This window comes from Franconibacter sp. IITDAS19, assembly GCF_023079515.1.
GTDB lineage: Bacteria > Pseudomonadota > Gammaproteobacteria > Enterobacterales > Enterobacteriaceae > Franconibacter > Franconibacter pulveris.
On sequence record NZ_JALJCP010000001.1, the window covers coordinates 1,022,744 to 1,048,235 of the forward strand.

Sequence of the window (25,492 nt, forward strand, 5' to 3'; positions counted from 1 at the left end):
TAACCGGAAAAAGGATAAAAAAAAGCCCATCGTGGGAGATGGGCAAAGACTACACACAGCAATTCGTTTCACTCAGGGGATTTCCATGTTTATAAATCAAGGGGTTGATTTATAACCGTGACTTTATAGTAGGCATCTGCCGTTTTGACGTCGATCAGATTCGTCTCAATAGTTTAATAACGGTGAATGATCTGCGTTGTGTGTCAGCATGTAAAGAGGAAAGGTAAGGGTCAGACCAGTAAGCAGGCCTTTATGATTGATAAGTTCTGCTTAAGAATAAGGCGGGTTGCCCCGCCTGAATATTATTTATTCACAACCTCGTTTTCCGAGCCGTCGAGCTCCTCCACGGCCTCATCCGGCGGGGTCTGCGGCGGCGGCGCCTCGTGAACCCACACAGAATAGAGCCGCCAGGAAACGGCCAGCACCACCGGGCCGATAAACAGGCCAATCATGCCAAACGCGATAAGCCCGCCGATAACGCCGGAAAGGATAAGAATCATTGGTAAATCGGCGCCCATGCGTATCAGCACCGGCCGGATAAAGTTATCCAGCGTGCCTACCACAGCGCTCCAGGCCAGCAGCACGGTGCCCCAGGTAGCGTCGCCGCTCCAGTAAAGCCAGATAATCGCCGGGACCAGCACTGGCAGCGGGCCTATCTGGATAAGGCTTGTCAGAATCATCACCACGGTTAGCAGCGTCGCGTAGGGAATGCCGGAAACGGCAAGGCCGACGCCGCCAAGGATGCCCTGCACCAGCGCCGTAACCACCACGCCAAGCGCCACGGCGCGAATCGCCTGCGCCGCCAGCAGCACCGCCGCGTCGCCGCGTTTAGAGGCGAGGCGGAAGGCGAAGTGCCGAATGCCGTTCACCACCTGTTCGCCGCGCCAGTAAAGCACAATGCTAAAAAGCAGCATCAGGCCAAGATGCATCAGCAGCCTGCCGACATGCGCCGCCTGGCCGATAAACCAGCCGGTGGTGGTGCCGATATAGGGCCGCGCTTTCGCCATAATGGCGCTGCCGCCGCTATCAAGCAGGTTATGCCAGCCAAGATAGAGCTTGTCGCCAACCATCGGAATGCTGTTGAGCCAGACGAGATCGGGCAGCGTCATCTGACCTGAGCTGACCCACTTAATAACGGGCGCGCTGTTATCCACCACGCTGTTGACCAGTAACGCTATCGGAATAACAAACAGTAGAATCAGCAGCAGGGTCATCACCAGCACTGCCAGCGAACGTTTGCCCCACAGCAGCCGCTGAAGGCGAAGCAGCACCGGCCAGGTGGCGATAACCACGGTTCCCGCCCAGGCGAAACCGAGAATAAAAGGCCTGACGATCCACAGGCAGGCGATAATCATCACCGACAAAAACAGCACGGACAACAGAATCTGCGGCACGTCCATGGGCTGACGAAGTTTTAACATAAACCACATTCACCTTAATTAATGCGCCTTACGCCAGGCGCGAGCGGCGATGGCGCTTGCAGGCCCATCGGTCTTTAAATGATGAAGTATTTCAGGCGTTTTTGACAGACGAATGCTGCTGCCAATTCTTGCAGGCGTCAGAGCAAGAAATGTGATACAACCTTGAAGGCACAACGCAAACGATAACTCATCAACATTTCAAACGTCAGGCAGGGTCAACGATTCATGATCCCACAGATTTCTCAGGCGCCGGGGCTTGTACAGCTGGTGCTCAATTTTTTGCAGGCACTGGAGCAGAATGGATTTACCGGCGATACCGCCACCAGTTATGCGGAACGCCTTACCATGGCGACCGACAACAGCATTTACCAGCTTCTACCGGATGCCGTTCTTTTCCCCCGCTCAACAGCCGATGTGGCGCTGATAGCGCGCATCGCCGCCGAGCCCCGTTTTACATCGCTCGTTTTTACCCCGCGCGGCGGCGGCACCGGCACGAACGGCCAGTCGCTCAACCAGGGCATCATCGTCGATATGTCCCGCCACATGAACCGTATTATTGAAATCAACCCGGAACAGGGCTGGGTGCGGGTGGAAGCGGGCGTCATCAAAGACCAGCTTAACGAATTCCTCAAGCCTTACGGTTACTTCTTCTCGCCGGAGCTTTCCACCAGCAACCGCGCCACGCTTGGCGGCATGATCAATACCGACGCCTCCGGCCAGGGGTCGCTGGTGTACGGCAAAACGTCTGACCATGTGATTGGGCTGCGGGCGGTGCTGCTGGGCGGCGACATTCTGGATACGCAGGCTATCGCTACGCCCCTTGCCGAAGCGCTGGGGCGAGACGCAACGGCTATCGGACGCGTCTATAAAACCGTGCTGGAGCGCTGCCGCGAGCAGCGCCAGCTGATCCTCGACAAATTTCCCAGACTCAACCGCTTCCTGACCGGTTATGACCTGCGCCATGTTTTTAATGACGATCTAACCGAATTCGACCTGACGCGCATTCTTTGCGGCTCGGAAGGCACGCTCGCGTTTATCACCGAAGCGCGGCTGGATATCACGCCGCTGCCGAAGGTCCGTCAGCTGGTCAACGTGAAGTACGACTCCTTCGACTCGGCGCTGCGCAATGCCCCCTTTATGGTGCAAGCGCAGGCGCTTTCCGTTGAAACGGTGGATTCTCGCGTGCTTAATCTGGCGCGGGAAGACATCGTCTGGCACTCGGTGCGTGAGCTGATAACCGACGTGCCGGATAAAGAGATGCTCGGGCTGAATATTGTGGAGTTCGCTGGCGACGACGAGGCGCTGATTGAGGGCCGCGTGGCGGCGCTCTGCGAACGTCTGGACGGGCTGATGGCCGCAGGCGAGGGGGGCGTAATCGGCTGGCAGGTCTGCCGCGAACTGGCGGGCGTCGAGCGTATTTACGCGATGCGTAAAAAAGCGGTAGGGCTGCTTGGCAACGCCAAAGGACTCGCCAAGCCGATTCCTTTTGCCGAAGACACCTGCGTGCCGCCGGAACATCTGGCCGATTACATCGCCGAATTTCGCGCGCTGCTGGATAGCCACGGCCTGAGCTACGGCATGTTCGGCCATGTGGACGCGGGCGTTTTGCACGTGCGCCCGGCGCTGGATATGTGCGACCCGCAGCAGGAGATGCTGATGAAGCGCATCTCTGATGAGGTGGTGGCGCTCACCGCCCGCTATGGCGGGTTGTTATGGGGCGAGCACGGCAAAGGCTTTCGCGCCGAATACAGCCCCGCCTTTTTCGGCGAAACGCTCTATAACGAACTGCGGCGTATCAAGGCGGCTTTTGACCCGGACAACCGGCTTAACCCTGGCAAAATCTGCCCGCCGATGGGCCTGGACGCGCCGATGATGAAAGTCGATGCGGTGAAGCGCGGCACGTATGACCGACAGATCCCGCTGGCGGTACGCACCTCCTGGCGCGGCGCGATGGAGTGTAACGGCAACGGCCTGTGCTTTAACTTCGACGTGAAAAGCCCGATGTGTCCGTCGATGAAGATAACCAGCGACCGTATTCATTCGCCAAAAGGCCGCGCGACGCTGGTGCGTGAATGGCTGCGGCTGCTCTCAGACCGCGGCATCGACCCGCTGAAGCTTGAAAAAGCGCTGCCGGAAAAACGCGCCAGCCTGCGCACCCTGATTGCGCGCACCCGCAACAGCTGGCATGCCAACAAAGGCGAATATGACTTCTCGCACGAGGTGAAGGAGGCGATGTCCGGCTGTCTCGCCTGCAAAGCGTGCTCTACCCAGTGCCCGATCAAAATCGACGTGCCGGAATTTCGCTCGCGTTTTTTACAGCTCTACCACACCCGCTACCTGCGTCCGCTTCGCGACCATCTGGTGGCGACCGTTGAGAGCTACGCGCCGCTGATGGCCCGCGCGCCGAAGACCTTCAACTTCTTTATGAGCCAGCCCTGGGTGCGCAATTTTTCTGAAAAGCACATCGGCATGGTCGATTTGCCGCCGCTTTCCACACCGACGCTTCAGCAACAGCTGGTAGGACACCGCTCCGCCAACATGACGCTGGAACAGCTCGAGAAGCTCTCTCAGGAAGCGCGTAACCATACCGTGCTGGTGGTGCAGGACCCGTTTACCAGCTACTACGATGCGCAGGTCGTGGCGGACTTTGTTCGTCTGGTGGAAAAGCTTGGCTTTCAGCCTGTGGTGTTGCCGTTCTCGCCCAACGGCAAGGCGCAGCATATCAAGGGCTTCCTGCAACGCTTCGCCCGTACCGCGCAAAAAACGTCGGAGTTTTTAAATCGCGTGGCGGCGCTCGGCATGCCGATGGTAGGGGTAGACCCGGCGCTGGTGCTGTGCTATCGCGATGAATACAAGCAAACGCTGGGCGCGGAGCGCGGTGATTTCCACGTTATGCTGGTGCATGAATGGCTGCCGCAGGCTTTAGAAAAACGCGAAGCGCTGCCGGTGAGTGGCGAGCCGTGGTACCTGTTTGGCCACTGCACCGAAGTGACGGCGTTGCCCGGCGCCCCCGGCCAGTGGGCGCAAATTTTCGCCCGTTTCGGCGCGAAGCTTGAAAGCGTGAATGTGGGCTGCTGCGGCATGGCCGGAACTTACGGACATGAGGTTAAAAACCATGCCCGCTCGCTCGGCATTTATGAGCTTTCCTGGCATCAGGCGATGCAACGTCTGCCGCGCAACCGCTGTCTGGCGACAGGTTATTCCTGCCGCAGCCAGGTAAAACGCATTGAAGGCAACGGCGTGCGTCATCCGTTGCAGGCATTGCTGGAGTTTCTGCCATGATCTGGAAACGTAGCGCGACGCTCGATGCCCTCAACGCCATGGGGCAGGGGAATATGGTGGGGCTGCTGGATATTCGCTTTATCCGCCTTGGCGACGACGACCTTGAAGCGACGATGCCGGTGGACAGCCGCACCCATCAACCCTTCGGCCTGCTGCACGGCGGCGCTTCGGTGGTGCTGGCGGAAACGCTCGGCTCGGTCGCGGGCTATCTCTGCACCGAAGGGGAACAACAGGTGGTGGGGCTTGAGGTTAACGCCAATCACCTGCGTTCCGTGCGTAGCGGGCTGGTGCGCGGCGTCTGCCGCGCCCTGCATGTCGGGCGTCGTCATCAGGTCTGGCAGATTGACATTTTCGACGAACGGGACAGGCTTTGCTGTACGGCGCGGTTAACAACGGCGGTGGTGTGAATATATTTAAAAAGGCGCCTTGAAGGCGCCTTTATTATTAATATTTTTTGACCAGACGATCGATTTTTTCCTGATAATCCCAGGCATTGCCCATGCTGGTTCCCTGAACAATGCTAACCGTAACGGAATACAAATTTGTCAGCTGGTTCTTACGATCAAATTCAACGTAGATGCGGTCTGATTGACCGGACTCGGTGCCTTTAACCATGTTATAGAGCGGAATATATGATGACGCGTCGCGGGAAATTTCCGTACTGCTGTAAATCCACAGCAGAGAGCCGTTGTCGGTAAACGTGGCTTCTCTCGGCTGACCCAGCAAAGAAACAACTTTGCTTTGACTGTCGCCTTTATTCAAACTGGCAAAGGCGCTGTTTTTAACGTTAACCGGGTCTTTTTCGAAAACATTTTTTTCACGGAAGTTATTGGTCGTAATCGCGTGATTTACGACTACGTTGTTACTGTCGTAAGCGACATACAGCGAACGATGCGCGTAAGTTCCGGCAAGGTCGTTCAGATGACCAATATATTGGGCGAGCGCATATTTTCCGTCCGGGAAACTTTTGTTGCGAGTATTGCGCGCTTCAGCTTTCAGCCCAAACGTTTGTTCTACTTCCTGGCGCGTGGTTTTCCCATCCACAATTTTCGCACTTAATTGCCGATCGCTTTGACTGCCGTCCGCCAGCGTCTTGTTGCCATGTATCCATGCAGAGCAAGAGGTCAGGGAGAGAGAAAATAATGTAGCCGCCAGTACTGCCTTAATTTTCATGATTTATATCCATTCGCCTGAAAGCGTTTTGCTTGAGTAAACAGGGCATCGTCGCTGCAGTCATCGCGTGGGCTGCGCAATTCAGCCCCTCCTTGTCAGTCTCACCATTATCCTCTGGTGAAATAGGGTTATCGGTATAACCCTTTCATTCTTTAGCTATTTTTCGGCTTAACGCGTTGCCGGCTACGCAGAATCCGCGCAACGCGTGGAGTGGTGCTGGAAAAGAGCGCGAAATTACGGAGGCGTTTTTAAAGCGGCTATTTGATAAATAGGTATTTTCTATACAACTTATGGATATTTACTTTGTCTGACTGGCAGAGAATTTTTCTTTTTATTTTTCAAAAAATTAATAAAGAAGCTTACAACCTGACCTCCTTTAGCTGAAGGTCTATGCTTAATAAAAGTGCTTAAAAAGTGCCTTTTAGCGAATACCCCTGTTCAACAGAGGTTGAAGTGATAATTATTATCACTAACATGGTGTTATCGCCTGAAAGGCAATCAATTGTGAGGTAGCGCGATGGAATTACATTCAGGAACCTTCAATCCGGAAGACTTCAGCTGGCTGGGGCTGACCATGACGCCTGCCGCGGCTGATCATATCCGTTCGCTGATGGCGCAAAAACCGGCGTTGCTTGGAGTGCGTCTTGGCATCAAGCAGACGGGCTGCGCAGGCTTTGGCTACGTGCTTGATACGGTAAGCGAGCCGAAAGAAGACGATCTGGTCTATGAACAAGACGGGGCGCGTCTGTACGTGTCGCTCCAGGCGATGCCGTTTATTGACGGCACCGAAGTGGATTACGTACGCGAAGGATTAAACCAGATATTTAAATTTAATAACCCGAAAGCGCAGCACGAGTGCGGGTGCGGCGAAAGTTTTGGGGTTTAGGCGGTAACTTATGTCTCGTAATACTGAAGCAACTGACGATGTACAAACCTGGACCGGCGGCCACCTGAACTACAAAGAGGGCTTTTTCACCCGGTTGCAGACCGATGAGCTGGCGAAAGGCATCAACGAAGAGGTGGTGCGGGCCATTTCTGCGCGCCGCAATGAACCGGAGTGGATGCTGGAGTTTCGCCTGAGCGCTTATCGCGCCTGGCTGGAGATGGAAGAGCCGCACTGGCTGCACGCCCATTACGATAAGCTCAACTATCAGGATTACAGCTATTACTCCGCGCCCTCCTGCGGTAATTGCGATGACAGCTGCGCCTCAGAGCCTGGCGCCGTGCAGCAAACCGGCAGCAACGCCTATCTCACGAACGAGGTGGAAGAGGCGTTCAACCAGCTTGGCGTACCGGTGCGCGAAGGCAAGGAAGTGGCGGTAGACGCGATTTTCGACTCCGTTTCGGTCGCCACTACCTACCGTGAGAAGCTGGCGGAGCAGGGTATTATTTTCTGCTCCTTTGGCGAAGCCATTCATGAACATCCGGAGCTGGTGAAGAAATACCTGGGCACCGTGGTGCCGTCGAACGATAACTTTTTCGCCGCGCTGAACGCGGCGGTCGCTTCTGACGGCACTTTCATCTACGTGCCGAAAGGGGTGCGTTGTCCGATGGAGCTTTCGACCTACTTCCGCATTAACGCGGAAAAAACCGGCCAGTTCGAGCGCACCATTCTGGTGGCGGATGAAGGCAGCTACGTAAGCTATATCGAAGGCTGTTCCGCGCCGGTGCGCGACAGCTATCAGCTGCACGCGGCGGTGGTGGAAGTCATCATCCACAAAGATGCGGAAGTGAAATACTCCACGGTGCAGAACTGGTTCCCCGGCGACAACAACACCGGCGGCATCCTGAACTTCGTCACCAAGCGCGCGCTGTGCGAAGGCGAAAACAGCAAGATGTCCTGGACGCAGTCGGAAACCGGCTCGGCCATCACCTGGAAATACCCGAGCGTTATCCTGCGGGGCGACAACTCTATCGGCGAGTTCTACTCCGTGGCGCTGACCAGCGGCCACCAGCAGGCGGATACCGGCACCAAAATGATCCACATTGGTAAAAACACCAAATCGACCATTATTTCGAAAGGCATCTCGGCGGGGCAGAGCCAGAACAGCTATCGGGGGCTGGTGAAAATCATGCCGACGGCGACCAACGCCCGCAACTTTACCCAGTGCGACTCGATGCTCATTGGCGCAGACTGCGGGGCGCATACCTTCCCGTACGTAGAGTGCCGCAACAACAGCGCTCAGCTTGAACACGAGGCGACCACCTCACGCATTGGCGAAGACCAGCTCTTCTACTGCCTGCAGCGCGGCATTAGCGAAGAAGATGCCATCTCCATGATCGTTAACGGCTTCTGTAAAGATGTCTTCTCCGAGCTGCCGCTGGAATTTGCCGTTGAAGCACAAAAATTGTTGGCCATTAGCCTTGAGCACAGCGTCGGCTAAGGCGTGAGAAAGGATAAGACATGTTAAGCATTAAAAACTTGCAGGTAAGCGTTGAAGACAAGCAGATCCTTCGTGGGCTGGATCTGGAAGTGCGTCCGGGCGAAGTGCACGCCATCATGGGGCCGAACGGTTCTGGTAAGAGCACGCTTTCCGCCACCCTTGCCGGGCGCGAAGATTATGAAGTGACCGGCGGCGAAGTGCATTTCAAAGGTAAAGATCTGCTGGAACTGTCGCCGGAAGAGCGCGCCGGCGAAGGGATCTTTATGGCCTTTCAGTATCCGGTCGAGATCCCGGGCGTCAGCAACCAGTTCTTTCTGCAGACCGCATTGAATGCTGTGCGCCAGCATCGCGGCCAGGAGGAGCTTGACCGTTTCGATTTTCAGGATCTGATGGAAGAGAAAATCAGGCTGCTGAAGATGCCGGAAGATTTGCTTACCCGTTCGGTGAACGTCGGCTTCTCCGGCGGTGAGAAAAAGCGTAACGATATTCTGCAAATGGCGGTGCTCGAGCCTGAGCTTTGTATTCTTGACGAGTCGGACTCAGGGTTGGATATCGACGCGCTGAAAATCGTGGCGGATGGCGTAAACAGCCTGCGCGACGGCAAGCGCGCTTTTATTATCGTCACCCACTATCAGCGTATCCTTGATTACATCAAGCCGGACTACGTCCATGTGCTTTATCAAGGCCGCATCGTGAAGTCAGGCGATTTCACGCTGGTTAAACAGCTGGAGGAGCAGGGCTATGGCTGGCTTACAGAACAGCAGTAACGCGCTGCAGCAGTGGCATCGCCTGTTTGAAACGCAGGGAGGGCAACGCTCTGAATATGCGCAGCAGCACCTGCAACAGCTGTTGCGCGCCGGCCTGCCGACGCGCAAGCATGAGCACTGGAAATATACGCCGCTGGAAGGTTTGCTTAACAATCAGTTCGTCGCGCCGCAGCCGCAGCCGGTAAGCGCTGAACAGCGCGACGCGCTGTCGTTGAGCGTTGACGCGCTGCGCCTGGTGTTTGTCGATGGCCGCTTCGCCCCTGAACTGAGCGATGAGCTGAGCGCGAGCGGGTTTGAGGTGGATATTGACGAGATGCGCGAAGGCTTGCCTGCGCCCGTGCAGCCGGAACTCTTCCTGCACCTCACCGAAAGCCTTGCCCGCAGCGCGACGCGCATCCGGGTGGCTCGCAATCAGCGTCCGGCGAAAGCGTTGCTGTTGATGCATATCAGCCGGGGCAGCGAAACCGATGAGATGAACACGGTGCATTACCGCCATCACATTGAGCTTGCCGAAGGGGCGCAGGCCACGGTCATCGAGCATTACGTAAGCCTGGATGACAAGCGGCACTTTACCGGCGCGCGCTTAACCATGCAGGTGGCCGCCAACAGCCACCTTCACCATTACAAGCTGGCGTTTGAAAACCCGGCAAGCTTCCACTTCGCGCATAACGATATCTGGCTTGGGCAGGATGCCGGCGCGTACAGCAACAGCTTCCTGCTGGGCGCAGGCGTCACGCGCCACCATACCAGCACGCGGCTGGATGGCGAAAACACGACGCTTCGCATGAACAGCCTGGCGCTGCCGGTCAACAACGAAGTGTGTGATACCCGCACCTGGCTTGAGCATAACAAAGGCTACTGCAACAGCCGTCAGCTGCATAAAACCATCGTGCGCGATAAAGGCCGCGCGGTATTTAACGGCCTCATTAAAGTGGCCCAGCACGCTATCAAAACCGACGGGCAGATGACCAACAACAACCTTCTGCTCGGCAAGCTGGCGGAAGTGGACACCAAACCGCAGCTGGAAATTTACGCCGATGACGTGAAATGCAGCCACGGCGCGACGGTCGGTCGCATCGACGACGAACAGATGTTCTACCTGCGCTCGCGCGGGATTGACGAGGCGGCTGCCCAGCAGATGATAATTTACGCTTTCGCCGCAGAGCTCACCGAGAGCATTCACGACGAAGCGCTGAAACAGCAGGTGCTGGCGCGTATCGGCCAGCGCCTCGCAGGGGGCAAGGCATGAGTTTTTCCGTGGAGAAAGTACGCGCCGACTTTCCCGTTCTGGCGCGTGAAGTGAACGGCCAGCCGCTGGCCTACCTTGACAGCGCCGCCAGCGCGCAAAAGCCCAACGCGGTGATTGACGCCGAGGCGGATCTCTATCGCCACGGCTATGCGGCGGTGCATCGTGGCATCCATACGCTGAGCGCAGAAGCGACGCAGCGGATGGAAAACGTGCGCGCGCAGGCGGCGAAGTTTCTCAACGCCCGTCTGCCGGAGGAGATTGTTTTCGTGCGCGGCACGACAGAGGGAATAAACCTGGTCGCTAACAGCTGGGGTAAAAGCCAGCTGCGCGCCGGCGATAACCTCGTCATCTCCACGATGGAGCATCACGCTAATATCGTACCCTGGCAGATGCTGTGCGAACGCGCAGGCGCCGAGCTTCGCGTGCTGCCGGTTAATCAGGACGGCACGTTAAAAATGGAAGCGCTGCCGGGTCTGCTTGACGAGCAGACCCGACTGGTTGCGATAACCCATGTCTCCAACGTGCTGGGCACGGAAAACCCGATCCAGGAGATTATCAGCGCCGCCCATGCCGTCGGGGCGAAGGTGCTGATTGACGGCGCGCAGGCGGTTATGCATCACGCGGTCGATGTGCAGGCCCTGGATTGCGACTTCTATGTCTTCTCCGGGCATAAGCTTTACGGCCCGACCGGCATCGGCATCCTCTATGTTAAAGAGGCTATTTTACAGGCGATGCCGCCGTGGGAAGGGGGCGGTTCGATGATAGCCCAGGTAAGCCTGACCGAAGGCACAACCTATGCCGCCGCGCCCTGGCGTTTCGAGGCGGGCACGCCTAACACCGCAGGCATTATCGGCCTTGGGGCGGCGATGAGTTATGTGCAGGCGATTGGTCTTGAAGAGATCGGCGACTATGAACGCTCGCTGATGCACTACGCTCTGGAGCAGCTAAAAAACGTGCCGGATTTAACGGTTTACGGCCCCGATTCGCGGCTTGGCGTTATCGCTTTCAACCTTGGCAAACACCACGCTTATGATGTCGGCAGCTTTCTGGATAATTACGGTATCGCGGTGCGCACCGGGCACCACTGCGCCATGCCGCTAATGCATTTCTACGGCGTGCCGGCCATGTGCCGGGCTTCGCTCGCCATGTACAATACCGAAGAAGAGGTGGACCGGCTGGTGGCTGGCCTCATCCGCATTCATCGTTTATTGGGTTAAAGGGAGAAACGCATGGCTACGTTGCCGGATAAAGATAAGTTGCTGCGCAATTTCAGCCGCTGCGCCAACTGGGAAGAGAAATATCTCTATATTATTGAGCTTGGGCAGCGGCTGCCGCTGCTCCGCGAAGAGGCACATAACCCGCAAAATAGTATTGCGGGCTGCCAGAGTCAGGTCTGGATTGTAATGAACCAGCGTGAAGACGGTATTATTGAGCTTGAGGGCGACAGTGACGCCGCTATTGTCAAAGGGCTTATTGCCGTGGTTTTTTCGCTATATCAGCAGATGACCGCGCAGGATATTGTCGCTTTCGACGTGCGTCCCTGGTTTGAAAAACTCTCTCTGGCTCAGCACCTTACGCCGTCCCGCTCGCAGGGTCTTGAAGCGATGATCCGCGCCATTCGCACTAAAGCGATTAATCTTAGCTAAACTCAAAAGAACAGCTTTCATCCTGTTACGCGGGGTACTTTTTACCCCGCTCGTCTTTCAGCATTCCGGCTTAGCCGGTGAATACAGGAATTCAGTATGAAACGCGCGTTCTTTTTCTCTCTTATTACCTTCACTCTTCTGGGCGCCGCTGAAGTTTATGCGGTGGATTATCCTCTGCCGCCGCCTGGCAGCCGTCTTATCGGCCAGAAACAAATCTACACCGTGCCGAATGATGGAAAAGACCTTGAGTACATTGCCGAGAAATTTAAAACCGGCGTCTTGCTGATGCTTGAGGCCAATAATACAGTCGACCCGTTCCTGCCAAAACCGGGTTCAGAGCTGGTCATTCCTTCACAGATGCTGCTGCCCGATACGCCGCGCGAAGGGATAGTGGTAAACCTGGCGGAGCTGCGGCTTTATTACTATCCGCCCGGGGAAAATCGCGTAGAGGTCTATCCGCTGGGAATAGGCCAGCAGGGGCGTGATACGCCCATTATGGTGACGCGCATCATCCAGAAAATCCCCAACCCGACCTGGACGCCGACGGCGAATATCCGCGCCCGATCGCTTGCCCAGGGTATAAAGCTGCCGCCTGTCATTCCTGCCGGACCCAATAATCCTTTAGGACGTTATGCGTTGCGCCTGGAGCAGGGCGGCGGAGAGTATCTTATTCATGGCACTAATGCGCGCAGGAGCATCGGCATGCGCGTCAGTTCCGGCTGCATGCGCATGCGGGCGGAAGATATCAAATCGCTCTTCAGCCAGGTTGAGTGGGGCACTCGCGTGCAAATCATCAATGAGCCTGTGAAATATTCACAAGAACCGGATGGCAAACGCTATGTGGAAGTGCATCAGCCGCTTTCACAAAACGACTGGGATAACCCGCAGACGCTGCCTATCGCCATTAACGCCAGCTTCGGCAGGTTTATTGATGACGCCGCCACAGACGCCATGGCTGTTGATAACGCGATAACCCGTCGCGCAGGCGTGCCGGTTGTTGTCAGCGCCATGCAGAGCGCGCCGAAAACCGTTGCGCCTGTAAACAGCATGCAGAGCGTCAAGGCGACGCCGCAGCCCGCGCCTATTACTCAGGCGGAAGGAACGCCCGTGGCGAGTACCCATAGCGTGACGCTGGTGCAGTAACGGTGATTATCAGAGGGCAGGGAGGCCGTGCAGGAGAGGGGCGTCGAGAGGGCGTAGAAGCGAGGCAAAAAAATGGCGCACAGTGTGCGCCATTTTTCAATCAAACTACTATTACTTGCGGTATTTAGTAGCCTGGTTGTCCAGACGCTGGTTAGCGCGAGCTGCGTCGTCTTTAGCAGCCTGAACGTCAGAACGCATTGCGTTCACGTCGTTGCTCAGCTGGTCAACTTTAGCGTTCAGAGTCTGAACGTCAGAAGACAGCTGATCGATTTTAGCGTTGCTGGAGCAACCAGCCAGCAGAGTAGAACCCAGGATTACCGCGCCCAGTACCAGTTTAGTACGATTCATTATTAATACCCTCTAGATTGAGTTAATCTCCATGTAGCGTTACAAGTATTACACAAAGTTTTTTGGGTTGAGAATATTTTTTTGATGGGAATACACCTAATTTTGATCGTTCGCTCAAAGAAACACCGCCTTTAACCCCTGAGTTAAAAAAACTCTGATAAAACAGGGCGGTTTCATCGGATTCTTCTTAGATAAACGCACACGCAACGGACGGGCAAATAGTTAAATATTGTTTGAGTTTTTATTAAAGACGCCGCAGCGGACAAATAAAAAAAGGCGTCTTGCGACGCCTTCTTAAACGAAATAATAAGATGAAATATTATTACAGCACGTGTACAGAAGCGGTGTTGGTGGTGCCGCTTGGCACCAGCGCGCCGGAAACCATCACGACGATATCGCCTTTATTAGCCAGGCCGCTGGAGAGGGCCACTTCTTTACCCAGACGATAGAAATCGTCGGTGGAAGCGATCTCTTTTACCAGCTGTGCGATAACGCCTTTGCTCAGCACCAGCTGACGCGCGGTCTGTTCGTTCGTGGTCAGCGCAAGGATAGTCGCGTTCGGGAAGTACTTACGTACGGACTTGGCTGATTTACCGCCCTGCGTAGCAACCACGATAAGCGGCGCTTCCAGTTTTTCGGCTGTCTCTACCGCGCCGCGGCAGACGGCTTCGGTAATACGCAGCTTGCGGCTGTCATTGTTGTAGTCCAGGCGGCTGGTCATTACGCGATCGGTACGTTCGCAGATGGTCGCCATGATGGTGACCGCCTCCAGCGGGTATTTCCCTTTCGCGGACTCGCCAGACAGCATAACCGCATCGGTGCCGTCGAGGATGGCGTTCGCCACGTCGCCTGCTTCCGCACGTGTCGGACGCGGGTTTTTAATCATGGAATCGAGCATCTGCGTCGCGGTGATAACCACTTTGCGCGCGCGGATACATTTTTCAATCATCATCTTCTGCGCGAAGATAACTTCTTCAACCGGGATTTCCACGCCAAGGTCGCCGCGGGCAACCATGATGCCGTCGGAGGCTTCGAGAATTTCGTCGAAGTTGTTCAGGCCTTCCTGGTTTTCAATTTTAGAGATGATCTGGATATTTTCGCCGCCGTGCGCCTTCAGGTGCTGACGGATCTCTTCCACGTCTGAACGTTTACGAATAAAGGACGCGGCGACAAAGTCCACACCCTGTTCGCAACCGAAAATCAGGTCTTGCTTATCTTTTTCCGCCAGCGCCGGCAGGGCAATAGAGACGCCCGGCAGGTTGACGCCTTTGTTTTCGCCAAGGTCGCCGTTGTTCAGCACTTTACAGATAACCTTGTTGCCTTCGATGGCGGTCACTTCCATGCCAATCAAGCCATCGTCCACCAGCACGGTATTGCCTACCTGCAGGTCGCTGGTGAAGCCTTCATAGGTAACCGCTACGGTTTCGCTGTTGCCGATTACGGATTTATCGGTAGTGAAGGTAAAGGTCTGGCCGGCTTTCAGCGAAACGTCGTTGCCGCCTTCCAGTTTGATGGTGCGGATTTCCGGGCCCTTGGTATCGAGAAGGATGGCGGCTTTCTTGCCGGTTTTTTCCATCACGTTGCGCAGGTTTTGGATACGCTGGCCGTGCTCGGCATAATCACCATGGGAGAAGTTCAGACGCATCACGTTCATGCCCGCGTCGAGCATCTTGGTCAGCATCTCTTCGGATTCGGTTTTCGGGCCGATGGTGCAAACAATTTTCGTCTTTTTCATGACAGTCTTAATCTTTTAGTTGATGAAGGATAGGAAAAATGCGTTACCGCGGCGCGCTTCGCCGTGGCTTGTGAACCTGTGTCGCTCACCCGGTAATGCCACAGCCTAATAAGAATAGGTGACATCAACCAGGCGTGCAGGGGAAAGTGTGCTTGCGCTTCAGCCAGCCGGGATGAACGGATCTGATTGTAATTGTTGTGACAGTCCAATGCGCTGAAACCATTCAAGATAAAGTGGCGGCATTATAGCTTCCACGGGCCAGGAAAGGAATTGAAAACGCTGTTTCAAAATGCAAATCAGCGCGGCGCTGCGGTTGTGTTGCCTGCGAGTTACAGGCTCATTAAGAAAGCGTTGGCAATCAAAATAAGCGATACGGTTTAGCATTAAAAGCGGCACTATTACCGACGAAAGCATTTAATTAACGGCTAATAATTAATCTTTTTATCTGTCGCATACTTCCCATAATTATGCTCGCAAAGGCTCAGTTGCGTAGCGCTAAAAAACAGCGGGTTTGCTTCCACTGGCAAAATACCGTGTCGGTCAGCGCATAACGCTTGTGAGTTTCCAATAAGAGCGCAACCTTAAAATCGGGGGGTCTATTGATAAGGCTGCTTTCTTTTATTTTAGGTTTAATTCTTATTGAACACTGAAAAAATATCTGAAGCGCAATAACACCATCGCCATAATATATTATGTAATGTGATCTGCGTTTTGCTTTTTTATGAGTTTGCGTTAAGGATATTCCTAAATTACTCTGCGCTTTGCAATGTTAAGTTATTGTAATTTAAGGTTTTTCAAAAAACCGCTAAAAATGGTAGTAATTTTAAGTTATTGATTATTAAGATATTTAACAAAAAGTAAGAATTTGCAATAAGTTAAGTCATCACTACACTTAAGCCAGCTTTTCGCATGGTTAATGGATGAACAAAAAGCAGGAATAAATAACTTTCCAGGCAGCCTCGTCCGGAGAATGGCTTCTGCCTGATTTCCATAATTTTTAGCCAAAGCGTTGTTTAAGATATTTCCTGAATAGTTAGGAAGGTAGGGTGATGACGAATTCCGCATCTGCCAGTAATGGTCACGCTTTCATATTGCCTCCAGAGCTACCTACGCAGCAGGGGCCGGAAGGCATTTTATTTGATTTTAATGACGGCGCACGTTTGTTATTGCCTCAAGGCAACTGGCGAGTGGAAATAAGCGACGACGAAACGGGAAATGTGCTTTTCGCCAACGATATTATTCAGGGTTGGGTCATCAGCACCAAAAAATATTATGTGCCTTTTCGTCTCCGCGTCTGGCGAAAGGGGGAGAGCGACCCGCTACTTGACCACGCGCTCGATCTGCGTGGGCAACGCGTTCTGATCTCCTTTCCCACCGGCACGCTGGGCGACCTGATCGGCTGGGTGCCTTACGCCGAGCGTTTTCGCAAAACCTGGCGCTGTCAGACCGACTGCACGCTGGCGCAGCCAATTCTCGATCTCTTCCGACCCGCCTATCCCGAGCTTAATTTCTTTACGCCAGAAACCTGGCAGGCCGAGCGGGGCGAGGCGCAGGCGCCTTACGCCACGTATCGCGTCGGGCTCTTTTTTCATGGCGATCTGGACCGCCAGCCCTACGATTTCCGCCAGGTAGGGTTGCACCGCACCGCCGGGCATATTCTTGGCGTCGATCCCGACGAAATTATTCCCGATCTGCGCACCCGCTCCCCGCGCCAGATAGCCGAACCCTACGTTTGTATCGCCACCCAGTCTACCAGCCAGGCGAAGTTCTGGAACAACGGCAGCGGCTGGCATGAAGTCATTGATTTCCTTAAAGCCGAAGGGTACCGGGTTATCTGTATTGACAAAGAGAAGGTGGTGGGGCGCGGCTACGTCTGGAACAAGATTCCCCACGGCGCGGAAGATTTCACCGGCAATCTGCCGCTGCGCGATCGCGTGGCGCTGCTGGAGCACGCCGATTTTTTTATTGGCCTTGGCAGCGGGCTTTCCTGGCTTGCCTGGGCAAGCCGCACCCCGGTGGTGCTGATAAGCGGCTTTAGTCTACCCAACAGCGAGTTTTATACCCCCTGGCGCGTCATCAATACCCACGTCTGCAATGGCTGCTGGGATGACGTGCGGCTCGATTTCGACCATCAGGACTATTTCTGGTGTCCGCGCCACAAAGGCACGGACCGGCAGTACGAGTGCACGCGTTTTATTACGGGCAAGCAGGTTATCAGCCAGCTACGTCGGCTTATAGCGCTGCGAAGCAATCCCTTTGACATCAAAACAACAGCATTGGCAGACCCCGATCAGCACGCCGCCTGACGGCCGATGAGAACGGGTCCCGAGGACATTAAAAATGAAGAAAAGTCTCAACTGCAGCTACCGGCTGGTATGGAGTGAAGTTCAGCGCGCGTTTATCGTGGTTTCAGAGTTAACCCGGGCGAAAGGCAAGCGGGCCAGCGGGGCGGTGCTGATTTCCGCGGCGGTGGGTTCAGCGCTCGCCAGCTCCGCTGCGCTGGCGTTTACGACGGATGTCACCTCCGCCGTGCAGGATGAAGTGGTACAGGGCGGCACGCAAAATGTACTGGCGGGCGGCGTCACTACCGGGCACCTGATTTCAGGCCAGGGCGTACAGATTGTCGCAGGCGGTCAGGCGCAACAGACGACGCTTGACGACGGCGGGGTGCAGATTGTGCGCCAGCAGGGAAGCGTTACGGACACCACTATCAATAATGGCGTTCAGTGGGTGGAAAGCGACGGTCAAGCGAGCAATACGGTTATTTTTGACGGCGTGCAAAGCGTAGCCGGTACGGCGGCGACCACGGTGGTGGGCGACGGTGGGGAACAGCATATTCTCGCAGGAGGCACCGGCACCGACACCCTGATTAACAATGGCGGCACGCAGTCCGTGGACGGAACGGCAATCTCCGCTGTGGTGAATGATGGCGGACATCAGGTGGTCGAGAGCGGCGGCTTTGCCCGCAGCACCACCGTTAACGATGGCGGAGTACAGTACATCAGCGCCGGCGGCGCGGCTTCCGACGGCGTCATCTTCAGCGGTGGCATTCAGCAGGTCTCCGGCACCGCCTCCGGCGCCAGCGTCAGCGACGGCGGCACGCAGCAGGTACAGCTGGGCGGCCAGGCGCGCGACACCCAAATTAACAGCGGCGGCACCCAGGCGGTGGAAGGCACCGCCATTTCGGCGGTCGTTAAAGCGGGCGGCACCCAGCTTATCCAGAGCGGCGGTCTCGCCACCAGTACGCAGGTCAACAGCGGCGGGTTACAGCACGTGAATGAAGGCGGCGCTTCGGCGGATGCCCATCTCTTCGGCGGCACCCAGTTGCTGGCAGGTACGGCGTCTAACACGCAGATTGACGCAGGCGCCGAGCAGCAGATTCAGGCGACCGGTAAATCTGTCGATGCCCAGGTCAATAGCGGCGGCCTGCAAAACGTCGGCGGCACGGCGAATTCCGCGACCGTCAAATCAGGCGGCACCCAACTGGTGCAGAGCGGCGGTCATGCGAACAGCACGGTGGTGCGTGACGGCGGCGTCCAGGAGGTGAAACTCGGCGGCGCGGCCTCCGGCTCTGTCCTGCTGGGCGGCGTACAGGAACTGGCGGGCACGGCGGGGGACACCGTCATTGGCAAGGGCGGCATACAGCACGTCCAGACAGGCGCTAACGCCAGCGGCTCGTTAATTAATGAAGGCGGCCTGCAGCGCGTGGAAGGCACCGCCACTGCTGCGGTGGTAAATACCGGCGGCACGCAACTGGTCGAGAATCAGGGCTTGTCCATCAGCGCGGTGGTTAACAGCGGCGGTCTTCAGCATGTAAGCCTGGGGGGAGCGGCATCCGATACCGCCGTCTTCGGCGGCGGGAACCAGGTGGTGGCGGGAACCACAACCGGCACCCACCTGAACGACGGCGGCGCGCAGCTGGTGCAGCAGACCGGCAAATCAACCGGCGCGATTATCAATAATCGCGGCACCCAGACGGTGGATGGCCTGGCGGTTTCCGCCGTGGTGAACGACGGCGGCACGCAGCTGGTGCACAGCGGCGGTCTTGCGGCTAATACCACCGTTAATAACGGCGGCCTACAGCATATCGATCTTGGCGGCGCGTCCTCTGATGGACGCATCTTTAGCGGCGGCACCCAGGTTGTTGCCGGTACGGCGTCTGGCACCAGCGTTAACGCAGGCGGCACGCAGCAGGTACAGCAAACCGGTAAAGCGGTGAACGCCATTATCAACAGCGGCGGCACCCAGGCGGTAGACGGCTCGGCGATTTCCGCCGTGGTTAACGACGGCGGCGTACAGCTAATCCATCGCGGCGGCGTGGCGGCTGGCACCATTGTCAACGCGGGGGGGCTTGAGCATATCAACGAAGGCGGCGCCTCTTCCGACGGTATTCTCTTCGGCGGCACGCAGATTGTGGAAGGCGCTGCTTCCGATACGCTCATCAATACGGGCGGCGTTCAGCAGATCCACGCCACCGGCAAAGTGACCGGTGCTACCATCAACAGCGGCGGACTGCAGGATGTGGACGGCGCGGCGATTGCCACCACCGTAAACGATGGCGGCGTTCAGCAAGTACGCAGCGGCGGTATTGCCACCGGCACCGTAGTGAACACCGGCGGCATTCAGGACGTGCTGGCAGGCGGCGCGGCAGCGGCGGCGACGCTGCTCGGCGGCATTCAGGAGTTGGCTGGCATGGCGGCGGACACGGTTATCGGCGCAGGCGGCGTGCAGCATGTGCAGTCAGGCGGCAGCGCTACCGGCTCGCTCATCAATGACGGCGGCCTGCAGCGCGTGGACGGCACCGCGACCTCATCGGTGGTTTACGATGGCGGCACCCAGTTAGTCAACAGCGGCGGTCTGGCGGCGGGCTCCATCGTCAACAGCGGCGGGCTCCAGCACATTAATGAAGGCGGCGCGGCGTCCGATGGGCGCATTTTCTCCGGCGGCACTCAGGTCGTTGCGGGCACGGCATCCGGCACCAGCGTCAACGAGGGCGGCTCCCAACAGGTTCAGCAGACTGGCAAGGCCACCGATACCATTATCAACAGCGGCGGCACTCAGGCGGTCGATGGCTCGGCAATCTCCTCCGTGGTGAATGATGGCGGCGTGCAGTTAGTGCAGGCAGGCGGTCTGGCGGCAGGTTCGCTGGTCAACAGCGGCGGCCTGCAACACATCAACGAGGGCGGCGCTGCCTCCGACGGGCTGCTGGCAGGCGGCACCCAGGTAGTGGAAGGCACGGCCTCGGACACAATCGTGAATGCAGGGGGCATGCAGCAGGTTCACGTCACCGGTAAAACCACCGGCACGCGCGTCAACAGCGGCGGTCTGCAGAATGTGGACGGCACGGCCAATGGCTCCATCGTCAATGATGGCGGCCTGCAAATCCTGCAAAGCGGTTCCCACGCCAACAATACGCAGGTGAACAGCGGCGGCATTCAGTCGGTGCGCGCAGGGGCGGCGGCTTCCGGTTCTCTGCTGCTGGGCGGCATCCAGCGCGTGGCGGGGCTTGCGGGCGGCACCGTGATTGGCCAGAACGGCGTGCAGCATGTGATGACGGGCGGCAACGCCACCGGGTCGCTTATCAATCAGGGCGGTTTGCAGCGCGTTGACGGCACCGCAACCTCATCGGTAGTGAACAATGGCGGCGTACAGCTGGTGAACAGCGGCGGCCTGGCCGCTGGCGCCATCGTCAACAGCGGCGGTCTTCAGCATATTAATCTTGGCGGCGCGGCGTCTGATGGCACCATTTTCGGCGGCGGGCAGCAGGTTGTTGCCGGCACCGCGTCTGGCGCCAGCGTCAGCGATGGCGGTGTGCAGCTGGTGCAGACGAGCGGTAAAACGACCGGCACGAAGGTCAACAGCGGCGGCACCCAGAGCGTGGACGGCACCGCAACCTCATCGGTAGTGAACAACGGCGGCGTGCAGCTGGTGAACAGCGGCGGCCTGGCCGCTGGCGCCATCGTCAACAGCGGCGGTCTCCAGCACATTAATCTTGGCGGCGCGGCATCCGACGGCACCATTTTCGGCGGCGGCAAACAGGTGGTGGAAGGGACTGCGTCCGGCGCCAGCATCAGCGACGGCGGCACGCAACTGGTCATGCGCACCGGTAAAGCGAACAATACCCAGATTAACAGCGGCGGCACCCAGAGCGTCGACGGCACGGCTATTTCCGCCGTAGTGAGCGACGGCGGCGTGCAGTTGGTCAACCGGGGCGGTCTGGCCGCTGGCACCATTGTTAACAGCGGCGGGCTGCAGCATATCAACCTGGGCGGCGCGGCGTCCGACGGCACCATCTTTGGCGGCGGCACGCAACTGGTGGAAGGCACAGCTTCCGGGGCCAGCATCAGCGACGGCGGCGTACAGCTGGTGACGGCCAGCGGCCAGGCGCGCGGCACGCTGGTTAACAGCGGCGGCGTACAGCGCGTGGACGGCCTTTCTGACGCCGCTGTTATCAACAATGGCGGCCAGCAGCTGGTCGACCCGTATGGCTGGTCGCGTAATACGGTGATCAATGCCGGCGGCAAGCAAACCGTCACCAGCGCAGGGGCGGCCATTTCCACCGTGATGAACGGCGGCGAGCAGAATATCAATAACGGCGCGAAAGCGGTTGAAACCCGTATGCTCGGCGGCACGCAGAATATCGGCGACGGCGGCCTGGCCGTAGACACCCGCGTTGAAAACGGCGGCGTGCAGAACATTAACGCTGGCGGCGAAGCGGATTTCGGCGTGATTTACAGCGGCGGCATCCAGAACGTGAAAGCGGGCGGCCTGGCGGATATCACCCTTATCGACGGCGGTCTGCAAATACTGGAAGGCACGGCGAATGGCAACTCTGTCTATAACGGCGGACGCCAGACGGTGCTGGATGGTGCAGTGGCTAACCTAACGTTTATCCGCGATGGCGGCCTGCAGGATGTGTCGGGCACGGCGAACGGAACCACCATCGACAGCGGCGGCCAGCAGGTGGTGAACGCCAGCGCCACAGTGATTTCGACGGTCGTTGAGACGGGCGGCCAGCAGATGGTGAGCGAGGGCGCGCAGGTGAGCGATACCCTTATCCGGGGAGGGATCCAGAATCTGGCCCGCGGCGCCAGCGCGCTGGATACCCATCTTATCGGCGACGGCGCACAGAATGTCGGCGCGGGGGCGAACGCCTCTGACACCGTGCTGGTCAATGGCGCTGTACAGCGCGTCTGGGGTAATGCGCAAGGCACCGGCGTGGATTACAAGGGCGTGCAACAGATCTATCAGGGCGGCACGGCCACATCCACTACCGTCTATAAGGGCGGCGTGCAGAATATCCAGAACGGGGGCACCTCTTACGACGCGCAGATTAACCTGGGCGGCATCCAGAACGTTCTGACGGGCGGCACCGCCGTCAGCACCACGCTTAACGATGGCGGTACGCAGAACGTCAACAGCGGCGGTACCGTTATCTCGACCGTCATCAAGGCGGGCGGGATCCAGAATGTCAACGACGGCGCTATCGTCGTGGATAACATTGTGGCAGGCGAGCAGGTAGTTAATGCAGGCGGCGAAGTAGCCTCTTCCACCGTTAGCGAGAACGGCACCCAGAGCGTCACCTTCGGCGGCACCGCCGTCGCCACGACCGTGAGCGAGGGCGGCGCGCAGCATGTGAAAGCCGGCGGCGTGGTCGATCTCACCTCCGTCGAGCAGGGCGGGATGCTGGCGCTGGCGAGCGGCGCCACCGCAACCAACATCATGCTGAACAGCGGCGCGGCGCTGGTGGCCACGACGGATACTACCGTAGACGGCGAGAGCAGCAACGGCGAGTTTTCTATCGCTGATAAGCTGGCCGACAGCCTGCTGCTGGAAAATGGCGGCTTGCTGGATGTGAGCGCGGACGGCACGGCGAACAACACCACCGTGAACGCGGGCGGCAGCCTCAACGTAGCGGCAGGCGGCACCTTAACGGGCTTTACCGAGCTTAACGATGGCGCCGTCTTAACGGGCGATGTTAATAATGCGGGCGTACTGAGCATTACCGCCGACACCACCGACAGCAGCTATAGCGGCGCGTTAACCGGCAACGGCAGCCTTTATAAAGAAGGCGACGGCCAGCTGACCTTAAGCGGCGTACTTAACCAGACGGGCGGGACCTATCTGCAAGCCGGTACGCTGGTCTTCAGCGGCCTGCAGGCGGTTACGGATATCGTAGCGCAGCTCGGCACATCGTTGCAGTTAACCAATGGCACGTCGCTGACCGGCGCCATCGACCCGACCGATTTGACGGTTGACGCAGGCTCAAGCTGGCTGATGACCGGCGACTCGCTGCTCAATACCCTGACGCTCGGCGGCACCATTGATTACCAGGCGCCGACCGGGGCATTCGCACCGAAAACCCTGACGGTCACCAACCTGGTGGGCAACGGCGGCACCATCACCCTCAACACGCTTTTTGCGGGCAATGCGGCCACCACCGATAGCCTGGTGATTGACGGCGGCACGGCGACCGGCAACACGCAGCTCGCTATCCGCAACCTGGGCGGCCTTGGGGCGCGCACCACGGGCGAAGGCATTCAGGTGGTTAACGCCATTAACGGCGCCACCACCGCCGATGACGCCTTCAGCATGGCGGGTGAACTGCAGGCGGGGGCTTATAACTACACCCTGCGTCAGGGCGCAGCGGATGAGAGCTGGTATCTGACGACCGCTGCAACCAGCGCCGGGGATCGCGGAGCGCAGAACTACCGTTCAGCTGTCTATCTCTACAACTCGCTTTTTGCGCAGGCGATGGATTATGACAGCGCGCTGCTCGGTTCGCTGGACAGCCGCCGCTACGCGGCTCGCGCGGCGACAGAAAGCGGCAGCAATATGTGGGCGCGTTTCCAGGCCGGGCAGTTGAGCCACGACCACGGCAGCGACGACCTGCGTAGCGGCAACACGCCGGACAGCAAGGGCGGCTATACCTTCCTGCAGATTGGTAGCGATCTCTGGCAGAATGCCGACAGCGCCATGGCGCTGAGCGTTGGCATCTACGGCGCAGCGGGTCTGTCTAAAGTGGACGTGCAACGTTCGAACGACTCCAAAGCGGGCACGGTGAAAGACGATGCCTACAGTGCGGGTCTCTACTTCAACGGCGTACATGAGCGCGGCTGGTGGTTCGACGTGGTTGCGCAGGGCACGCGTCACAACTTCGACACCGACCCGCGTGACGGCGACGGCATGAAGACGCACGGCTGGGGTTATGTCGGCTCCTTCGAAACCGGCCTGCCGTTCGAGGTTGGCGCGGGGCTGGTGCTTGAGCCGCAGGTGCAGTACCAGTATCGCAGCGTGGATCTGAACGATGGCGGCGATGACGTGGCGGATATCAAGTTCGGCGACGCGCACAGCCAGCAGGTGCGTGCGGGGCTGCGTATTGGCAACAACGCGACGCTGAAGGCGACGGGCAACCCGCCGCCGGTGAGCTGGTGGGTGCGCCCGTCCTTCATTCAGACTTTCGACTCGAAAGGTGATTTGCGCGTCGGTGCGCCGGGGGTGGCGAACAGTGAAACCACCTTCAGTCCGGATCAGGACGGCACCGCCGCCGCGCTGGATGTGGGGCTTGACGGGCAGATCCGTGATAACGTGACCTTAGGGGTGCGCGCGGGCTATACCCAGACGCTGGACGATGCCGGCACCGGCGGTTACGGCGGTCAGGTGACGCTGAAAATCAGCTTCTGATGAGGAAGTGATGTAAAACGTGGTGAAAACCGCGCCTTTTCAGGCGCGGTTTTTTTATTGTGGGAGCAGGAGAGGGGTTGCAGAGCCGCACGCAGGGCGGGTTAGCGAAGCGGCACAGCCTCTTCCTTCGCCGCCCGTGGGTTTCTGCCTCGCCCCTTTGGGGAGAGGGTTGGGGTGAGGGGGGGCAGGCGGCTCAGGTGTTGAGTTTTCTGTGCCGGGATATATGTCCGGACGGTGAAAGGTTACGTTCGCCGAAGTGTTGTTTTCATATGTCACCTTTCCTCACGCGAACGTGCCAGGGGGCTCAAAGCCAGCCCCCTGGCAACCCCGGCTCCCGGCTCGCAAAATCGCCCCCTTCGGGGCAGACCTTCCGGTCTGTCATCTGGCTTCGGGTCGGCAGGAAGGCCCCTCCGTGTGCCGACCCGCCTCAGGCCGTTCCCGACGGCCAGCCCCGACCATCTGCCTGCCCGGAAGGCGATTTTGAGGCCGGAGCAACACCATCGCTGACAGGCTGATGAAAAAAGTCATAGTGTTGTCGCTATAAGGCAGAATGCGTTTTGGTGGTTCATTGGTGAACAAATGCAGTGCCACTCACGGGGTTTTCTCCCTCGGGGGAGAGGGCCGGGTTGAGGCGAGGGCCGTGTGTGGGGAAATGACGGC

At 57.8% G+C, this 25,492-nt stretch carries 15 protein-coding genes and 1 other RNA gene; 11 read left to right on the forward strand and 5 right to left on the reverse strand.

Translation table 11 applies throughout. The features are described 5' to 3' along the window. Positions 1-14: 14 nt before the first annotated feature. Positions 15-119, reverse strand: an RNA gene (gene rprA, locus MT962_RS05015) — antisense sRNA RprA. Between the two features lie 183 nt (positions 120-302). Then, positions 303-1,421 (reverse strand): AI-2E family transporter YdiK, encoded by a 1,119-nt coding sequence (gene ydiK, locus MT962_RS05020; RefSeq protein WP_024558091.1) that lies wholly within the window; start codon positions 1,419-1,421, stop codon positions 303-305. Between the two features lie 225 nt (positions 1,422-1,646). Here ydiK and MT962_RS05025 point away from each other — a divergent pair, with 225 nt between their 5' ends. After that, positions 1,647-4,703 (forward strand): FAD-binding and (Fe-S)-binding domain-containing protein, encoded by a 3,057-nt coding sequence (locus tag MT962_RS05025; protein WP_024558092.1) that lies wholly within the window; start codon positions 1,647-1,649, stop codon positions 4,701-4,703. Beyond that, entirely contained in the window at positions 4,700-5,110 is a 411-nt protein-coding gene (gene menI, locus MT962_RS05030) for a 1,4-dihydroxy-2-naphthoyl-CoA hydrolase (protein ID WP_024558093.1), read from the forward strand. Before MT962_RS05025 ends, menI begins: the two co-directional genes overlap by 4 nt. A gap of 37 nt (positions 5,111-5,147) precedes the next feature. On the opposite strand, the gene MT962_RS05035 is transcribed toward menI, so the two are convergent. Next, positions 5,148-5,876, reverse strand: a complete 729-nt coding sequence (locus MT962_RS05035) for a hypothetical protein (RefSeq protein ID WP_048888214.1) — start codon at positions 5,874-5,876, stop codon at positions 5,148-5,150. Positions 5,877-6,393: 517 nt separating this feature from the next. Between MT962_RS05035 and sufA the strand changes: the two genes are divergently transcribed. The 7 genes from sufA (at position 6,394) to MT962_RS05070 (ending at position 13,065) form a co-directional block, all read left to right on the forward strand. Next, on the forward strand, positions 6,394-6,762 hold the full coding sequence (gene sufA / locus MT962_RS05040; RefSeq protein ID WP_024558095.1) for a Fe-S cluster assembly scaffold SufA: 369 nt from the start codon (positions 6,394-6,396) through the stop codon (positions 6,760-6,762). A 10-nt stretch (positions 6,763-6,772) separates the two neighbouring features. Beyond that, a complete protein-coding gene (gene sufB, locus MT962_RS05045) occupies positions 6,773-8,260 on the forward strand; it encodes a Fe-S cluster assembly protein SufB (protein ID WP_024558096.1) in 1,488 nt (495 codons plus the stop codon). A 20-nt stretch (positions 8,261-8,280) separates the two neighbouring features. After that, a complete protein-coding gene (gene sufC, locus MT962_RS05050; protein ID WP_024558097.1) occupies positions 8,281-9,027 on the forward strand; it encodes a Fe-S cluster assembly ATPase SufC in 747 nt (248 codons plus the stop codon). Then, entirely contained in the window at positions 9,002-10,276 is a 1,275-nt protein-coding gene (gene sufD / locus MT962_RS05055) for a Fe-S cluster assembly protein SufD (RefSeq protein ID WP_024558098.1), read from the forward strand. The genes sufC and sufD overlap by 26 nt, the downstream gene beginning before the upstream one ends. Beyond that, on the forward strand, positions 10,273-11,493 hold the full coding sequence (gene sufS / locus MT962_RS05060; RefSeq protein WP_247364823.1) for a cysteine desulfurase SufS: 1,221 nt from the start codon (positions 10,273-10,275) through the stop codon (positions 11,491-11,493). Before sufD ends, sufS begins: the two co-directional genes overlap by 4 nt. Positions 11,494-11,505: 12 nt before the next feature. Next, a complete protein-coding gene (sufE, locus tag MT962_RS05065; RefSeq protein WP_024558100.1) occupies positions 11,506-11,922 on the forward strand; it encodes a cysteine desulfuration protein SufE in 417 nt (138 codons plus the stop codon). 96 nt (positions 11,923-12,018) lie between these two features. Further along, complete coding sequence (locus MT962_RS05070) at positions 12,019-13,065, forward strand: L,D-transpeptidase family protein (protein ID WP_024560447.1); 1,047 nt, start codon at positions 12,019-12,021, stop codon at positions 13,063-13,065. 111 nt (positions 13,066-13,176) lie between these two features. On the opposite strand, the gene lpp is transcribed toward MT962_RS05070, so the two are convergent. Both lpp and pykF read right to left on the reverse strand, forming a co-directional pair. Continuing rightward, entirely contained in the window at positions 13,177-13,413 is a 237-nt protein-coding gene (gene lpp / locus MT962_RS05075; RefSeq protein WP_001082307.1) for a murein lipoprotein Lpp, read from the reverse strand. 322 nt (positions 13,414-13,735) lie between these two features. Then, on the reverse strand, positions 13,736-15,148 hold the full coding sequence (gene pykF / locus MT962_RS05080) for a pyruvate kinase PykF (RefSeq protein ID WP_024558102.1): 1,413 nt from the start codon (positions 15,146-15,148) through the stop codon (positions 13,736-13,738). A 1,049-nt stretch (positions 15,149-16,197) separates the two neighbouring features. Between pykF and MT962_RS05085 the strand changes: the two genes are divergently transcribed. Both MT962_RS05085 and MT962_RS05090 read left to right on the forward strand, forming a co-directional pair. Then, entirely contained in the window at positions 16,198-17,454 is a 1,257-nt protein-coding gene (locus tag MT962_RS05085; protein WP_024558103.1) for an autotransporter strand-loop-strand O-heptosyltransferase, read from the forward strand. Between the two features lie 34 nt (positions 17,455-17,488). Beyond that, positions 17,489-24,832 (forward strand): AIDA repeat-containing protein, encoded by a 7,344-nt coding sequence (locus tag MT962_RS05090; protein ID WP_247364826.1) that lies wholly within the window; start codon positions 17,489-17,491, stop codon positions 24,830-24,832. The last annotated feature ends 660 nt before the right edge of the window (positions 24,833-25,492 follow it).

Bases quoted from the DNA above. Each gene is read 5' to 3' on its own strand.
- sufC (WP_024558097.1), top strand. From the start codon at position 8,281: ATGTTAAGCATTAAAAACTTGCAGGTAAGCGTTGAAGACAAGCAGATC.
- MT962_RS05035 (WP_048888214.1), bottom strand. From the start codon at position 5,876: ATGAAAATTAAGGCAGTACTGGCGGCTACATTATTTTCTCTCTCCCTG.
- menI (WP_024558093.1), top strand. From the start codon at position 4,700: ATGATCTGGAAACGTAGCGCGACGCTCGATGCCCTCAACGCCATGGGG.
- sufB (WP_024558096.1), top strand. From the start codon at position 6,773: ATGTCTCGTAATACTGAAGCAACTGACGATGTACAAACCTGGACCGGC.
- lpp (WP_001082307.1), bottom strand. From the start codon at position 13,413: ATGAATCGTACTAAACTGGTACTGGGCGCGGTAATCCTGGGTTCTACT.
- sufD (WP_024558098.1), top strand. From the start codon at position 9,002: ATGGCTGGCTTACAGAACAGCAGTAACGCGCTGCAGCAGTGGCATCGC.
- sufE (WP_024558100.1), top strand. From the start codon at position 11,506: ATGGCTACGTTGCCGGATAAAGATAAGTTGCTGCGCAATTTCAGCCGC.
- ydiK (WP_024558091.1), bottom strand. From the start codon at position 1,421: ATGTTAAAACTTCGTCAGCCCATGGACGTGCCGCAGATTCTGTTGTCC.
- sufA (WP_024558095.1), top strand. From the start codon at position 6,394: ATGGAATTACATTCAGGAACCTTCAATCCGGAAGACTTCAGCTGGCTG.
- pykF (WP_024558102.1), bottom strand. From the start codon at position 15,148: ATGAAAAAGACGAAAATTGTTTGCACCATCGGCCCGAAAACCGAATCC.
- MT962_RS05085 (WP_024558103.1), top strand. From the start codon at position 16,198: ATGACGAATTCCGCATCTGCCAGTAATGGTCACGCTTTCATATTGCCT.
- MT962_RS05025 (WP_024558092.1), top strand. From the start codon at position 1,647: ATGATCCCACAGATTTCTCAGGCGCCGGGGCTTGTACAGCTGGTGCTC.
- MT962_RS05090 (WP_247364826.1), top strand. From the start codon at position 17,489: ATGAAGAAAAGTCTCAACTGCAGCTACCGGCTGGTATGGAGTGAAGTT.
- sufS (WP_247364823.1), top strand. From the start codon at position 10,273: ATGAGTTTTTCCGTGGAGAAAGTACGCGCCGACTTTCCCGTTCTGGCG.
- MT962_RS05070 (WP_024560447.1), top strand. From the start codon at position 12,019: ATGAAACGCGCGTTCTTTTTCTCTCTTATTACCTTCACTCTTCTGGGC.